This is a genomic window from Desulfosarcina variabilis str. Montpellier, assembly GCF_048565275.1.
Taxonomy (GTDB): domain Bacteria; phylum Desulfobacterota; class Desulfobacteria; order Desulfobacterales; family Desulfosarcinaceae; genus Desulfosarcina; species Desulfosarcina variabilis.
This window is the reverse complement of the sequence record NZ_CP159846.1, coordinates 2839455-2855626: the sequence shown is the minus strand read 5'-3', so window position 1 is coordinate 2855626 and position 16172 is coordinate 2839455. Positions and strand designations below refer to the sequence as shown.

The 16172-nt window shown below is 52.9% G+C and carries 11 protein-coding genes; 1 reads left to right on the top strand and 10 read right to left on the bottom strand.

The window, feature by feature from the left end; genetic code table 11:
• Positions 1-317 precede the first annotated feature (317 nt).
• From Dvar_RS12785 to Dvar_RS12750, 8 genes are all read right to left on the bottom strand, one after another.
• Positions 318-935 (bottom strand): 2Fe-2S iron-sulfur cluster-binding protein, encoded by a 618-nt coding sequence (locus Dvar_RS12785; RefSeq protein ID WP_419662091.1) that lies wholly within the window; start codon positions 933-935, stop codon positions 318-320.
• A 2-nt stretch (positions 936-937) separates the two neighbouring features.
• The gene (locus Dvar_RS12780; RefSeq protein ID WP_419662090.1) at positions 938-2857 is read right to left on the bottom strand and encodes an NADH-ubiquinone oxidoreductase-F iron-sulfur binding region domain-containing protein; all 1920 of its coding nucleotides are present in this window, start codon (positions 2855-2857) and stop codon (positions 938-940) included.
• Positions 2858-2866: 9 nt separating this feature from the next.
• A complete protein-coding gene (locus tag Dvar_RS12775; RefSeq protein ID WP_419655832.1) occupies positions 2867-3319 on the bottom strand; it encodes a complex I 24 kDa subunit family protein in 453 nt (150 codons plus the stop codon).
• Positions 3320-3527: 208 nt separating this feature from the next.
• On the bottom strand, positions 3528-4295 hold the full coding sequence (locus Dvar_RS12770) for a hydrogenase iron-sulfur subunit (RefSeq protein WP_419662089.1): 768 nt from the start codon (positions 4293-4295) through the stop codon (positions 3528-3530).
• Between the two features lie 257 nt (positions 4296-4552).
• Positions 4553-7690, bottom strand: a complete 3138-nt coding sequence (locus Dvar_RS12765; protein ID WP_419662088.1) for an FAD-dependent oxidoreductase — start codon at positions 7688-7690, stop codon at positions 4553-4555.
• 196 nt (positions 7691-7886) lie between these two features.
• Positions 7887-9038, bottom strand: a complete 1152-nt coding sequence (locus tag Dvar_RS12760) for a (Fe-S)-binding protein (RefSeq protein ID WP_419655833.1) — start codon at positions 9036-9038, stop codon at positions 7887-7889.
• A 35-nt stretch (positions 9039-9073) separates the two neighbouring features.
• Positions 9074-9610, bottom strand: coding sequence for a (4Fe-4S)-binding protein (locus Dvar_RS12755; protein WP_419662087.1), 537 nt, complete (start codon positions 9608-9610; stop codon positions 9074-9076).
• 38 nt (positions 9611-9648) lie between these two features.
• Entirely contained in the window at positions 9649-11634 is a 1986-nt protein-coding gene (locus Dvar_RS12750; RefSeq protein WP_419662086.1) for an aldehyde ferredoxin oxidoreductase N-terminal domain-containing protein, read from the bottom strand.
• Positions 11635-12279: 645 nt separating this feature from the next.
• Between Dvar_RS12750 and Dvar_RS12745 the strand changes: the two genes are divergently transcribed.
• A complete protein-coding gene (locus Dvar_RS12745) occupies positions 12280-12759 on the top strand; it encodes a MarR family winged helix-turn-helix transcriptional regulator (protein WP_419662085.1) in 480 nt (159 codons plus the stop codon).
• A 200-nt stretch (positions 12760-12959) separates the two neighbouring features.
• On the opposite strand, the gene Dvar_RS12740 is transcribed toward Dvar_RS12745, so the two are convergent.
• Both Dvar_RS12740 and Dvar_RS12735 read right to left on the bottom strand, forming a co-directional pair.
• On the bottom strand, positions 12960-15068 hold the full coding sequence (locus tag Dvar_RS12740; RefSeq protein ID WP_419662084.1) for a (Fe-S)-binding protein: 2109 nt from the start codon (positions 15066-15068) through the stop codon (positions 12960-12962).
• 111 nt (positions 15069-15179) lie between these two features.
• Positions 15180-16139 (bottom strand): electron transfer flavoprotein subunit alpha/FixB family protein, encoded by a 960-nt coding sequence (locus tag Dvar_RS12735; protein ID WP_419662083.1) that lies wholly within the window; start codon positions 16137-16139, stop codon positions 15180-15182.
• Between the last annotated feature and the right edge of the window lie 33 nt (positions 16140-16172).

Here is a 16172-nt window from a genome sequence, read left to right as displayed (position 1 = left end):
ACGCGCTGCCATGTCTTCATCAAAGGCCGTTGGTTTTCCCCGCATTGGGCGTTGTTCATTTTGAATACAATATTTGATCAGATTATTAAATAACAAATTTGATCAGATTTTAAATAAAATAATTTTTCAAAAGCTATAATGTAGCTTCTTAGAAATATCAATTCTTTTTTTTAATAATTGATGAATTCGAAAAAGCTTAGCCCGGCATGTTGGTTTTAAGCATATTCTTTAATGATTAATTTTTAACATGTTACCAAATTATAGCGAACAAGGCAAGCAAATCATGCCTTGTTCGAAAAAAAGATATATCCTTTTAATTACGTATGGTTAGAATCGTGTTTAAATGGTGGATGGGCGGAGAACAGCGATTCGGTCAGCACATAAGCGGCCTGGAGCGCCTCGGTGGGGCACAGCTCGAAACACTCCTTGCATTGCCAGCATTCCTGGGCGGCAATCTCGGGGATAAAGCTGATCTCCTTGCGCGTGCCCCGGTCGATGAAGCCCACCGCGTGTTTGCCCTTGACCTCGGCACAGTAGCGCACGCACAGCCCGCAGTGGATGCAAAACGAGGCCTCTTTCTCAAAGCGGTTGGGATCCGCACCGTATTCCTTGGCCAGTTCGACGAGTTCGAAGGAATCCGGCGCGTGGGCCAGTTGCAGTTCCAGAATCATTTTGCGGATGCGGTCGATCTTCTCCGTGCGGGTGCGCACCACAATGCCGCTTTCCACCGGGTACACGCAGGAGACCACCAGCTTGGTTCGACCGCCCTGCTCGACTTCCACGATGCACAGCCGGCAGCCACCGTAGGGCTCCAGTTTTTCGTGGTAGCACAGGGTCGGGATATAGATGCCCACGCTCTTGGCCGCCTCCAGAAGGGTCATCCCCTCGCTCGCCTTCACCTCTTGTCCATCGATCTCCAAATGAATTTCACTCATGATTATTTTCTCTTTCTGATTGTGCGCTCTTCTTCGGGGATGGGATCCGGTACCGGGACACCGGACAGCTTGGTCACCGCGCCAAACCGCGGCGGACAGGCTTCAAAACAGGTCCCGCACTTCGTGCACTTGGTCTGGTCCACAATATGAACCTTGTTCTTGCCGCCGATAATCGCATCGGCCGGACACTTGCGGGCGCAGACCATGCACGCCTTGCACTTGGACGGATCAATGTAAAAAGAGATAAGCTCCTTACAGGACAGCGCCGGACAGCGTTTTTCATTGATATGCGCTTCATACTCGTCCCGGAAATAGTGCAGGGTGGAAAGAAACGGGTTGGGCGCACTCTTGCCCAGGGCGCACAGGGCCGCCTCTTTGGCGGTCTCGGATAGGGCTTCGAGCAGTTCGATGTCGCCGGGTTTGCCCTGCCCTTTCGTGATATTGGTCAGAATCTTGAGCATCTGCCGCAGGCCCTCGCGGCAGGGCACGCACTTGCCGCAGGATTCGTCGGTGAGAAACGCGATAAAGTAGCGGGCCACGTCCACCATGCAGGTGTCCTCGTCCATGACGATCATGCCGCCCGAGCCCATCATCGACCCGGCCTTGGTCAGCTCGTCAAAACCCACCGGCAGGTCCAAAAGGTCCTCGGGGATGCACCCGCCGGACGGGCCACCGGTCTGCACGGCCTTGAACTTGCGGCCTCCGGGAATGCCCCCGCCGATCTTGAAGATGATGTCTCTGAGGCTCGTGCCCATGGGGACTTCCACCAGCCCGGTATTGACGATCTTGCCCACCAGGGAGAAGATCTTGGTGCCCTTGGAGCCTTCGGTACCGATACCGGCAAACCAGTCCGCGCCCTTGTTGATGATCAGCGGCACGTTGGCCCAGGTCTCGACGTTGTTGAGCACCGAGGGTTTTTCCCACAGGCCTTTGATGTTGGAGCGGATGTACTTGGGACGCGGCTCCCCGACCCGGCCCTCGATGGCCGTCATCAGGGCCGTGGACTCACCGCACACGAATGCACCGGCGCCCTTGTGCACCTTGACCACGAAGTCAAAGCCCGAACCCAGGATGTTCTTACCCAGGAATCCGTACTCCTCGGCCTTCTGGATGGCCGTGTTCAGGTTCTCCACGGCCAGGGGATATTCCTGGCGCACGTACACATAGCCTTCGTGGGACCCGATGGCATAGGCCCCCAGGGTCAGCCCTTCCAGGATCGAGTGCGGGTTGCCCTCGAGCAAACTACGGTCCATGTACGCCCCGGGGTCGCCTTCGTCTGCATTGACGATCACGTATTTGACCGGTTCCGGATCATTTTTCGAGCCTTCCCACTTGCGCCCGGCCGGAAATCCGCCGCCGCCCCGGCCGCGCAGGTTCGACTTCTTGACTTCCTCGAGCACGTCTTCCGGACTCATCGTTGACAGGGCCTTGGTCAGGGCCGAGTACCCGCCGATGGCCAGGTAGTCGTCGATGCTCTTGGGATCCACGCTGCTGTTGGAGCCGAAGACGATGCGCTCCTGGTTCTCGTAAAACGGAATCTTGGATTCGTTGATGATTTTCTCGTTGGTCGCCGGATCATCAAAAAGCAGACGCTCGATAACCTTCTTGTTCTGGATCGTCTCTGTTATGATCTCCGGCACATCCTCCGGCTTGATCTGAAAATAACAGATCTCGTCCGGATGAATCACGATAATCGGTCCCCTTTCGCAAAACCCGTGGCAGCCTGTGCGGCGGATATCCACTTTGTCGGTCAGGCCCTGTTTTTCCAGCTCAGCGGCAAGGCTGGTGGCCACATCATGGCTGCCCGTGGCATGGCAGGCCGAGCCGGAGCACAAGGTAATACACGGTTTGTTGGGGTCTCGTTGGGACACAAGCCCCTGCCTAAACGTTTCTAATTCAGCGGGTGAATTTATCAGCGACATATTCTCTTCCTACTCGTAGTTTTTTAATACCGCAGCCGCCTCGGCAGGCACCATCTTGCCGTGCGTCTTCCCATCAATCTCCACCACCGGGCCCAGGGCACAGCAACCCAGACAGTTCACCGTCTCCAGGCTGAACTTCAAGTCCAGGTCGGTTTCGCCGGGCTTGATGCCTGTCAGATCCTGGACCGCGTCCAGAACCCGCGTCGCTCCCCGCACGTGGCAGGCCGTGCCCATACAGATGTGAACGCCATGCCGCCCCTTGGGCACCAGGCTGAAGGCTTTGTAAAATGTGGCGATGTGCTGGATCCGGGTCAGCGGTACCGCTAAGCGCTCACTCACCTGCTCCAACGCTTCCTTGGGCAGCCAGTTGTTCTCACTCTGAATGTCCAGAAGTACCTGGATCAGATAACTGGCTTCGCCGTGATATTTTTCTATGATCTGATCGATTCGCTGTTTATCCATTTTGTTTCCACACCCCTTTGTTACACACCCCTTGGAAAGCGCCAGCCAATCTCCAGTTCGGCGCTATATTGAAAGATTAGTGTTAAGTGTTAAGTTTAAAGTGTTAAGTGAAGGTATTCTGTCTATTTAAATCGGATCCGATCCGCCACTTAACACTTAACACTTCTAACTTAACACTTTTTCCAACAGAGACGGCTTCCAACTGGCCCTACGCCAACGTGTAACTCTTTTGCTCCTCATCATATCGAATCAATCTCTGCCGCGATGAGGAGTTGATGTGCCTGGACAAGTCAGACGGGTTCAGCCCCAAAATATCAGCCATTTGCGCCGTTGAAAGGGGTTTGTCCTTGAGCAACGTGGTAATTTGGCTGATGGCCAGTTTGTTGATGATCAATTCCTCGAACAGCCGGTCAAACTCAGGGCTGGTGAAAAACGCATCGTACGCGGCCTTGGATTTGGCCGGGAACCGAAGCCGTTCCCGTTCCACCAGTTTCATGTACGGCACCAGCTGCCTGACCGTCTCCAGTTTGAACTTAAGCTGCTCGGCACTCATGCCCTCACCCTGGCCAATGGGACCCAACGCTTTGATCTCTTCGGTAAACTTGTCGGTCTCCTCGGCCAGAAGATTGCCGTCCGCGCCGGACATGAACCGGATCCGGAGCCGTTCCGGATTCAAACCGATGTGCTGCATGATCTTGCGGCTCAGATAGGTGTTGCTCAGGGCATCGTAGTTGCCGTGGGTGATGTAGTTGCACTCATCCAGTTTGCAACCGCCGATGAACACCCCGTCCTGGCCGGTTAAAAAGGCCCTGAAAATGAACTCCAGGTCCACCCGACCCGAGCACATGACGCGAATCAGCCTGATGTCACTTGCATACTGTAGTCTGGAAACTCCAGCTAAATCGGCTGCACCGTATGCTCACCAGTGACAGACGAACCCTAATATTTTGGGCTTGAAATCTTTGCTTGCGCTCATTTGGGGTTGCTCCTTTATATTTAAGAAAAGTTCTCGTCTTGTTTTTTCGCGGGCATGGCCCGCTCTTACAAATCGTGTTGTGTTGCAATCACCGACAGCCGTTGTTGTACGTGAAAGCGTGTTTGAAAATGCTGGATCAGCCCCGATAACAAGGCGGAAAACGGCTCAAAAGCGGAGCATATATGACAATATGTGAGCATTTTGAGATGTTTTCCAACGCCGGTAGCGGGGCTTAGGCGGCGTTTTCAAACATGCTTTCAAACTGCCGCCTCCTCGATCTGCTTGATTATCTCCTCGGCCGTCACCGCCGCATCGATCTGGCTGCACAGCTCGTCGTTGGTAAAGTGCTTGAGCACAATGGCGTTGGTCGGGCATTTGGCGTTACACACCCCGTCGCCCTTGCAAAGTACCGGGTTGACCCAGGCTTTGCGGCCCAAGGGGGTCTCGCGGAACGAAATCGCATCGTAGGTACAGGCCGTGATGCAGGCCCCGCAGGATACGCAGTCGTTGTCGTTGACCTCGCATACCGCGCCCGAAGCCACCACGGTGTCCTTGGACAGCAAGGTCAGTACGCGGCCGGCCGCGCCGTAAGCCTGGTTGATCGACTCCTGGATGTGCTTGGGATAATGCGCCGTACCGCACAGAAATACACCGTCCGTGGCAAACTCCACTGGACGCAGCTTCACGTGCGCTTCCTTGTAGAATCCGTCCGGGCTCAAGGTCACCTTGAACAGGCCGGCGATTTCCTCGGTGGTCTTGGCCGGCACCACGGCCGCGGCCAGGGAAAGAATATCGGCGTCCAGCTCCAGGCCCTGGCCCAGGATCTGATCGGCCACGGTGACCTTGATCACCTCACGGCCATCTTCTTCACTGGTGCCGGTTTCCACCTGGGGCGGATCCGAGGGCTCATAGCGGATGAACCGCACGCCCTTGTCCGAGGCCTCACGGTAGTAGTCTTCGCGCAGGCCGTAGGTGCGCATGTCGCGGAACAGGATGTCGATGTCCATGTCCGGATTGATGGCCTTGAGTTTCAGAGCGTTTTTAATGGCATGGCTGCAGCACACCCGGCTGCAGTAGTTGCGATCCTCATTACGGCAGCCCACGCACTGGATCATGACCACGCTCTGGGCACTGGCCACCTTCTCATCATCCGCGGCGATCTGCTCGCTCAGCTCCAGGTGGGTAACCACCCGCTCGTCCTGGCCGTACAGGTACTCGGTGGGTTCATAAACGTCCGCGCCAATGGCGATCACCGAGGCGCCGTGCTTGATCTGGGTGGTCCCGCGTTCCGACTCGACCGTGGTCACGAAGTTGCCCACGTAACCGGCCACATCGATGATGGTAGCGTCGTGCAGCACGTAGATCGACGGGTGCTGGTAGATTTTACGGATCAGGTTGTCCACGTAGGTTTCCACATCCATGCCCTCGATGGTGGTGTGGATGCGTCGGGCCATCCCGCCCAGATCCTTGCTGCGCTCCACCAGGTGCACCGGGTGTCCCTGCTCGGCAATGGACAGCGCGCAGGTCATGCCGGCGATCCCGCCGCCCACCACCAGGGCCGCCTTGTTTACCGGCAGGTCGAACTCTTGCAGCGGCTGCAGCTTGCCGGCCCGGGCCACGGACATACGGATGATGTCCTTGGCCTTTTTGGTGGCTTCTTCTTTTTGTTTGGAATGCACCCACGAGCAATGCTCACGGATATTGGCCATGTCCAGATAGTATTGATTGAGACCGGCCTCTCTGAGGGTATCCCGGAACAAGGGCTCCAGGGTCCGGGGCGAACAGGCCGCGATCACCACCCGGTTGAGCCCTTTTTCCTGGGCCAGGTCGGTAATCTCCTGGGCCGAGTTCGTGGCGCAGGAGAAAAGCTGTTCCTGGGCATAGACCACATTCGGCAGGCTCATGGCGTACTCCACGGCCGAGGGTACATTGACCACACTGGATATATTGGCCCCGCAGTGGCATACGAACACCCCGATGCGCGGCTCTTCCTGGGACACATCCCGCTCAGGCGGATAGATCCGCTCCTTGGCCAGCTTGCCCCGCCGCCGGTCCAGCTGTGTGCCCACCTGGGAGCCCGCCCCGCTGGCCGTGAACACCGACTCGGGAATATCTGTGGGGCCCTGGAAGGCGCCGCTTACATAAATCCCTTTGCGGCTGGTGGCAATGGGGTTGGTATGGTCGGTCAGGTTGAAGCCATGATTGTTAAGCTGAATGCCAAAGATCTCGGCCAGCTGTTTGTTATTGGCCGGCGGATTGAGCCCAACACTGAGCACCACCATGTCGAACTCTTCTTCCTTGACGCCTTCATCGGCCGTGGCGTAGCGCACCCGCACATTGTGATTCTCGGGGTTTTCCCCGGCAATGGAGGCGTAGCTGCGGATAAACTGCACCCCGGGCAGGTCTTCGGTGCGCTGGAAGTAGCGCTCGAAATCCTTGCCAAAGGCCCGGATGTCATTATGAAAGATCGTACATGTGGTATCCGGTTCGTGGTCCTTGGTCAGAATCACCTGCTTCTGGGTATAGGTGCAGCACACCCCGGAGCAATAGCTGTTCTCACCCTCGGTCACCCGCCGCGAGCCCACGCACTGGATCCAGGCGATGTTCCTGGGGTGTTTTTTATCCGACGCCCGCAGCACCTCGCCCGAATAGGGGCCCGTCGAGGACAACAGTCGCTCGAAATCCATGCTGGTTACCACGTTGGGATACTTTCCATAGCCGTATTCAGGTTTGACCTTGGGATCAAATGGCTTGATACCGGAAGAGAGAATGATCGCTCCGACCGAAACTTCCATTTTTTCGGTCTTCTGCCTGAAGTCAATGGCGTCCGCCTGGCAGACGGTTTCACAAATCCCGCACTTTTTTTCTTTCAGAAAAAGGCAGCTATCATCGATATACGACACCAGGGGAATGGCCTGAGAAAAATAGACATGCACGGCTTTGTTGGCGGATATGGCCTGATTGAAGGGATCCGGATACTCGACAGGGCAGTATTTGACGCAGGTCCCGCAACCCGTGCATTTGTCCTCTAAGATATACCGCGGATGCTTTATCAGGGTAACCTTGAAATCGCCTGTTTCCCCTTCCACACTGCTGACTTCAGTAAGTGTCAAAACTTCAATATTTGGATGCCGGCCGACCTCGACCAGTTTGGGTGAAAGAATTCACATGGAACAGTCGTTGGTCGGAAACGTCTTGTCCAGCTGGGCCATGTGCCCGCCGATGCTGGGCGATTTCTCTACCAGATAGACCCTGAAACCGGCCGTGGCCAGATCCAGGGAGGCCTGGATACCGCTGACACCGCCGCCGACAATCAATACGTCACCATAATTCTGGTCAGCTGTTTTTGCTGAAAATTGTTCTAATATCGTTTGTGGCAATATGTCGTTTCCCATTTTTTTAATCCCTTTGTCGGATAAGTGGTTCAATGAATGGGCATTTGCTTCCCAGAGGCTGCTTGAAAATGCTGGATCAGGTCCGATAACAAGGCGGAAAACGGCTCGAAAGCGGAGCATATATGTAATATGTGAGCATTTCGAGACGGTTTCCAACGCCGTTAGCGGGCCTTAGACAGGGTTTTCAAGTAGCCTCCTAAAGCGCATCGTTGATGATCTCCGTAATATCCTTGATTTCCAGTACGTCATCGAATTCAAGGTTCAGGCGGCTCTCCTCAAAGTTGGTGATGCAGTACGGACAGGCCGTGGCCAGCACCTGGGCACCGATTTCTCGGGCCTGCAACAACCGCAGGTCCGAAAACCGCTCCTCCTTGGGCGTGTCCATCCAAATCCGGCCGCCGCCGCCACCACAGCACAGGCTGTCCTGATGGTGATCCGGCATCTCCATCAGCTCCAATCCCGATACCGCGCTCAATACATTCCGCGGCTCATCGTAGATCTGGTTGTGCCGGCCCATGTAGCAGGGATCATGATAGGTCACCTTTTTGTCAAACCCCTTGCTTAAGGTCAGCCGGCCACTCTCGATCAACTCGGACAGATACTGCGCCATGTGCACCACCTCGAAGTTGACCATAAACTCCGGGTATTCGTTTTTGAAGGTGTGATAGCAGTGCGGTGAGGAAACGATGATCTTACGCACACCGGCATCGATGAAGGTCTTGATGTTGTCCTTGGCCAGGGTCTCGAACACGTCTTCAGCACCCGTCTTACGGATGCTCTCCCCGCAGCAGCTTTCTTTTTCACCCAGAATCCCGAAACGCACACCAGCCTGGTTCAGGATGTTGGCCGTGGCCACGGCCACCTTCTTCATGCGCGGGTCGTAGCTCAAATAGCAGCCCACAAAATAAAGTGCCTCCATCCCCTTCTCGAATGGCTTGACCGGCAGGTCCTTGGCCCAGTCCGAGCGCTTGCCGCGCTCGTTTTGCAGCGGGTTGCCCTCGGATATCAGGCTGGCCCGGGCCGTTCGCGCCGATTTCACCGAGGCCGGAAACACCTCGTATTCCGAGGCCACCCGACGCAGGGATACACTCACATCGATCTGTTTGACCCCGCGCGGGCAGCGCTCGGGACAGCGGCCGCAGGTCGTGCAGCGCCAGATATCCTCGCCTTCGATCTCGGTCAGGCCATAGGTCGCTTCACGAATGATCTTGCGCATGCTGAACGCTCGCACCCGGTTCCACGGGCAGACGGTGTCACACAATCCACACTGAAAGCAAAGCCGGAAGGCTTCACCGCCAGCTTCCTTGATCTCTTCGATGACTTCTTTAAAGGGGGCGACTGTTTCCACGGTATTTGCAAGTCCTCTAATGGTAAGGAATTAATTTAGTCTTTCTTTGAAATTCGAGCGACGGTCTCGAGAATTTTCTCAATTCCGTAACGGTCAGCCAGCGATTCCAGGCCAATTTCAAGCTCGTCTCTTTCAGGAAATTCTTCCACCTCTTCTTCTCGAACGTCAAGGGTCAAGGCATCGACGATGCACCATTTGACGCATAGCGGTTCATCTTCGCCTTCGCACATATCGCATTTGAGCGGCAGCCCGGAATCCGGTTCCTTGAATATGTCCCGGGAGGGACAGGAAGCCCGGCAAAATGCGCATTCGTCATACTCTTTTCCGTCGATGGTATACCGGTCCCTGCCGGCGCACTCGGCGACGGCATAATCACCGGCATAAACGGGAACATAAACATCTCGCAACGGATCACGGATGACCCGAATGCGCGATCGGGCCGGGTTGTTGCTGCTATACTTGGGTTCGGCGTGAAACGCAGAGCAAATCATCTCACATGCCCGGCAACCGTTGCACTTATCAACATCGATTTTAATTGTTTTAATTGTTTTTTTTACTTTATTTCCACTCAAGGTTCACGCCCTCCAGTCAAGAGTTACTTATTGGTGGCTTATGCTTCTTCGGTAAGCGTTTCTTCACTTTCGTTGTAGATACCTCTTTTGACAAATTCATCGGCAACGAAGTCCAGACCCAAGGCCCTTAATGATTCTTCAGTCGGCACGCCGTTATTATTCCATCCCTTGAATTTGTAGTAGGTATCGATAAGTTCCTTTTCAAGCTCCGGAAAACGCTTCTTCCAGTGGTTCTTGGGCGGTTTGTCATCTTTTCTACGCATCCCCCGGCTGATATTGATTGCTCGAATCAGGGTACGGTATCGCCTGGCTGCCTGGGATAATTTTTCTTCATCCATTTCTATACCGGCGCCAGCTGAAATCAGTTTTGGATAATTGTGGATATGGTAAGGGGGTTTCAACGGGAAGGATGACAACCCGGCACACTGGCCGAGGGCATCGTCAATATAGTGCATCATTTCCTGCCAATCCACGATATCGCAACACATGTCAACGGTTGGATAGTAGGGAATCGAATTTTCCCCCCGCGGTTCCCAGTCAAGGAAATACTGCTTGAAACGGTCGTCCGGAACCTGGAACCAATCCTCTACAAACTTTTCGCGGTGCTCGCGTTTTGGAAATGGCGCCTGGGGAAACTGTCCTTCGATCTGGGTGATGTTGATCTTTTCTCCGGTGCTGTACATGAGAAAGTAAATGGGATTGAGCATGGAGAGCTTGAGCGGCAGCTGTTCATGCTTCTTGATATTGTTGTGCGCATACTCTTCGGCACCGTTGCCGATCTTCTTGGACGCCCAGTACGTGCCGTCGGCCAGCACGTCGCCGATGCCTTCCCGGCGCACGATTTTGTCCAGCAGCCAATGAAAGCGTTCCTCGTTGTCCGTCGGAAAGCCCGGCATATCGTCATCGGTGAGGATGCCGTTTTCGTAAAGCTCGATGGCAAAGGCCATGACCTGGGGAGCGGAAAAGCCGTCGACGCCGTACTCGGTGGCCCGCTGGGCGATGCGCAGGCCGAAATCGAGATTCGAAAACGCCGCCATGGTGTAGGTCAGCTTGGTAAAGCATTTCATCATATAAGTGGAGGCACCCGGCACGTTGATGGTCGCCCCGCAGTTCATGGGGCAGTTATAGCAACTGATCAACCGGGTTCGCGCATTGTTCATCGTGTCGGTCCAGTCCGTAGCGACCTCGTCGGTCCAGAACCCTTTTCGGCGCGTCCGGGAGTTGCCCCACATGAAGTTTTCCGTATGCCACTTTTCGTCATGGATGGCCATTTCCTGGGGCGAGCCGAGCCCGGCCAGAATCGGCATCACGCCGGGAATGGGATTTTCATTGCGGAATTTAATGTATTCCAGCACTTCCTGGCACAGCCCCATAAATTTTTCCGGATTAGCCATGTTGACGTCTTTGGTGCCACGCACGGCAATGGCTTTTACCCCCTTGTCTCCCATTACAGCTCCGAGTCCTTGCCGGCTGGCGCTGGAGCGGCTTTGCTCAATGGAGGCGAAAAAGACCCGGCTTTCGCCGGCCATGCCGATGGCTGCCACCTGAACCTTGGGGTCTTTCAGTTCCTTTTGGATGATCTCTGCCGTTTCAATGGATCCCTTGCCTTTCAGGTGGGATGCGTCACGCAGTTCAACCGTATCGTTGTTGACGTACAGATAGACCAGCTTGGGCGATTTTCCACGCAGAATGATCTTGTCATAGCCGGCGAATTTCAATTCAGGTGCCCAGAACCCGCCCATCATGGAAAATGCCAAAAACCGGGTTTGGGGAGAAATGGTGGTAACGATCGTACGGTTGCAACCCGTTGCCGGCGTTCCACAGAGAAGCCCTGCACCGAATATCAATAGGTTGTCGGGTGAAAAAGGGTCGGTTTCGGGTGGCACCCGATCCCACATAATTTTGGCATTGGTGCCAAGTCCCCCCAGGTACAGTTCGGTGTCCTTGGGGTCCGTTGCCACCTTTTCAATGTTACCCCGGGTCAAATCAACTTCTAGGTTAAACCCTGTCTCGGCGTACCTCATGTTATAGCCCCTTTTTGCTTGATGATTGAGCCTTTGCGATCCAATAAATATCAAAAAAACATAAAAACACAGTTTTTTCAGCTTGTTGTACCATTTCTAAACTGTTTTTTGTGTCATCCTTTTAAATTGACATTTAAAAATAGAATGCCATAACGTAACTTGTATTTGTTTAATATATTATCTTTTTTTGGGTGTCAATAGTTTTCTTGAGGAGATGTTTTCACTTTTTGTTCACCGGATGGATCTGTTGAATTCACCCTCGGATAATTATAACCGGTTGTATATTCTCGTCTATTTTTTCTGCAGATGTGAAAAATGAACTTGATTCAAAACTGCTTATAGGGTATTGTGTTACAGACATGAAGTAATCGATGAGTAACCTTTTGGCACTTGCTTTTCGATCGACCCTGAAAACCATTCACCTTAAGCAAATTTTAGAAAAGTGGGACCTTTTGAATCTGAATCGAACGTGGACATCATTCAGAATTGTCTATTTTGGCAAAGCGTTATGGCAAACCTGGCATAATGCAACAAGTGCTTTAGACAACCTTGCGTTCGGCCGATAAATAGTCGTTGATTTTGACAAATATATATGATTAACATGTTAATGGTAAATGTATTAACTTTAGAAGGGGGATTCTTGCAGTGACAGATGACAAAAATAATATGGAGCTAGGCGGCTACAAACCGGATTTGAAAATCAATGAAAAAGTGATGGTCGCACTGGTTAAAGCATCCGAACTCTTTAAAAAGGATTCGGATGCCATATTTAAAAATTACGGATTGACCTTTTCCCAGTATAATGTTCTGCGGGTGCTGGCCAAATCGACCAACGGCCAAAATTCAGTCACCAACGCCAGCAAAATCATGATTGTATCCAGCCCGAACATGACCGGAATCGCCAAACGACTGGAGAAAAACGGTTTTATTATCAGAAAAAATGACCCCAAAGACGAGCGCATCACCCTGCTTGAAATCACGCCCAAGGGAAAAAGAGCGATCGAAAATATCAAAACAGCGCATGAAGACAACATGGATACTTACTTAAAAAGCTTTTCCAAAGAAGAGAAACAAACGCTACTGGGACATTTAAAGCACATGTTTAGCAAGACTGAAAGCAGGTAACGCGTTTGCTTTGCCAAAAACAAATGCCCATCGACCACCGGTTAACCGGGGAATCGACAGACAACACAGAATTCTTTATTTGAAAATTGTAAAGCAGGTGTCAAGGTGATTTGACTGAAATGTTTAAAAAGGGGGGGCGTCCACAGCCTGCTATCCGCTGTGAACGCCCCCTTGTCATTGGGTGGTATGCGTCTATTCTTTTATTCCATATTTTTTTCTACAAATTCAGCAATATCCATCGTTTTGATGTCTTCTTCCTTGCCCAACTCTTTCATCCCATCCTCAATCATCGTCAGGCAGAACGGACAACCCACGGCAACATTATCCACTTGCAGTGCCGCGATTTCTTCGGCGCGGTGAATATTGATTCGTTTACCGATGGTCTCTTCCATCCACATTCTTCCGCCGCCGGCCCCACAGCAAAAGCTTTCCGTCCGGGATCGATCAAGCTCTTTGACGCCATATGTCGATATGGAATTCAAAAGGTTACGCGGCTGATCAAAAATTTGGTTGTAGCGTCCGAGATAGCAGGGATCATGATAAGTCAGCGGCCCCTGCAGTGTTCTCTTGAGTTTGATTTTGCCCTGCTTCACCAGCTGTTCTATAAATTCGCTGTGATGAATGACCTCGTAGTCCCCCCCCATCTGCGGGTATTCGTGTTTGAGGGTATTCAAACAATGCGGACAGGCCGCGATAATCTTCTTGACCTTATAGTTGTTAAGGGTTTCGATATTTTCCTCAGCCATCATCTGGTAAAGCATCTCATTGCCCACACGTCTGGCAAAATCGCCGGTGCATTTTTCTTCCACACCCAATATGGCGAAATTGATCCCGGCTTTTTTCAGAATTTTGGCCAGGCTGACAGATACTTTTTTCGACCGGTCGTCGAACGAGCCGGCGCACCCCACCCACAGCAGGTAGTCCACATCCGAATCCTCAGCCATGGTTTTGACGTCCAATCCTTCGGCCCAGTCGGCCCGCTTATCGTAGCCGATACCCCAGGGGTTGCCATTTCTCTCCAGGCCCTTCAATGCCGGGTTGAGTTCTTTGGGGTAGGCTTCGGCCATCAGCAGTTGCCCCTGCCGCATGGCCACAATCCGCGGAACCTGTTCGATGGCCACCGGGCATACCTCTTCACAGGCACGGCAGGTGGTGCAGGCCCAGAGCGTATCCTCGGTGATCACATCTCCCACCAGCTGCTTTTCACTGTTCAGGGCTGCCATTTCCTCTTTGATTTTTTCTCTGCGATCCTCGACATCAATGGTCTTGAGGTCTCTGGCCAATTTTCCCCGTTTGATAATCTTGTCCGCATTGTCATACAATTCATGCTTCAGATCTTCATTGAATTGGAACAGACTTAAAGGCTTATCCGTAACATAGGCCGGACAGACATCCTTGCAGCGCCCGCATTCGGTACAGGTGTAAAGATCAAGTCCCTGTTTCCAGTCAAGCTGATGGATATGATTGATGCCCAAAGACTCGTTTTCCCAGGCGTCTTCATCCTCAAGGTCCAGCACCTTTGCTTTTTCATGCGGATACCCCAGGCTTTTCAAAAAGACATTGGGCAAGGCCGTGATGACGTGGAAATGTTTACCGGTCGGCAAAATATTGAGAAAAACGAGCTGGGTGCAGACGTGGGTCCAGAACATGATCACCATCAGCGTCAGGCTGGCCTCCACGCCCAGGCTCGACACCAATTTGCCGGCGGCCACGGAAATGGGAGACCATACAAATTCAGTCCCATAGGTCGCACTGCTTAAAAAGTGCAGGTTCTCAGGATTCCCATGCAATTGGATCAAGTTGTACCGGGTCCCGTCATACAATAAATCGGATATCATCAGAATCCCGATCATCGCCAGAACCAGATAGGCTTCAAAGGTGTTGTGCAGTCGCTCGGGCTGCACCACGGCACGCCGGTAAATGGCCCAGATGACCATGAGAAGGACGACCCCCTCCATAATATCCTTCAGTGCGACATAAAGATAGCCGATCAGATACTCGCCCCCTAAAAGCGGCAGTGTAAACCCTTCGTGAAATCCCTCGCCGTATAAGGTGATACTGCGAATCAGCAGTACACAGAACCCCCAGAAGATAAACGCATGCATCAGCCCTGAACTGCGCTCGTTGGCCCTTGCCACCAAACGCTTTTGACCGATGGCCAGAACCAGCACACTCTTGATGCGCTGCGTGATATGATCCAACCTGTTGGTTGGTTCGAGTGCCCAAAGTAATTGAATTTTACCGATCATCGTCCGTGTAAATACCGCCAACGCAACAATGATCACAACCGCCATCATTAGGGGATTCATAATTGCCTCATCAACAAATAGGGGTTAATTCAAAAAGAGGTTCATTCATAGCACATGTGGCAAGTCCTGCACCCACACAGGAACTTGCCACATTGCTAGTAAAGGAACGAACTAATTTCTCACTTTTTTAATTTCTTCACGGAGAATGGGAACCACTTCGAACAAGTCGCCAACAATGCCATAATCGGCTACATTGAAGATCGGCGCCTCGGGATCCTTGTTTACGGCCAGAATCACTTTGGATCCATTCATCCCAGCCAGATGCTGAATGGCACCGGAAATACCAATGGCCATATAAAGGGACGGGGCAACAATTTTACCGGTCTGTCCGACCTGTTTGTTATGGGCCATCAACCCGGCATCCACCATGGCGCGTGAGGAGCCAAACCCGGCTTTTAGGTCGTTGGCCAGTTCCTTGACCATGTCCACACCGGCCTGATCCTTGGCGCCGCGACCGACCGAGATGACGATATCGGCATCAGCCAGATCGATTTCGCCACTGGCATCGGAGATGAGCTCTTTGATGACGGCCTTTAAATCGGCAGCCGGAGCCGAGAGGGTAACGGCGTTTTCTGCTCCGCTGATGCCTTCCTGGGCTTCGAATGCACCGGCACGGACAACGGCCACCAGTTGTTTGCTATTCACCTTGACGCGCTGCAACACTTTGTTGGCCGTGGCGGGCCGGACATATTCGATCTGATCCCCGGACAGCGTCACATCGATGATTTCGGTGGCGCAGGCAGCATCCAGCTGGGCGGCCACACGCGGCGCGGAAGCTTTGCCACTTTCGGAAAAACCAAACCAGATCATGTCGGCACCAAATTGATTGGCGGCGTCAACCACACACGCTGCATACGGACCGGCTGAGAAAATCTCCAGCCCAGCATCATCAGCGATATACTGGGTGTCGGAACCAGCCTTGGCCAAATCGGGTACCAGTGAACCGATATTGCTGCCAATGGCTACGACCGCGGCTTCCGCGCCGATGCCTTTGGCCTTGGATAAAAGTTCGGTGGTGCTACCCTTGACTGCACCCTCTTTGATGTCTGCGACGACGAGTACTTTAGCCATGATATTTTTTCCTTATATGAATTCGGTTAGTGT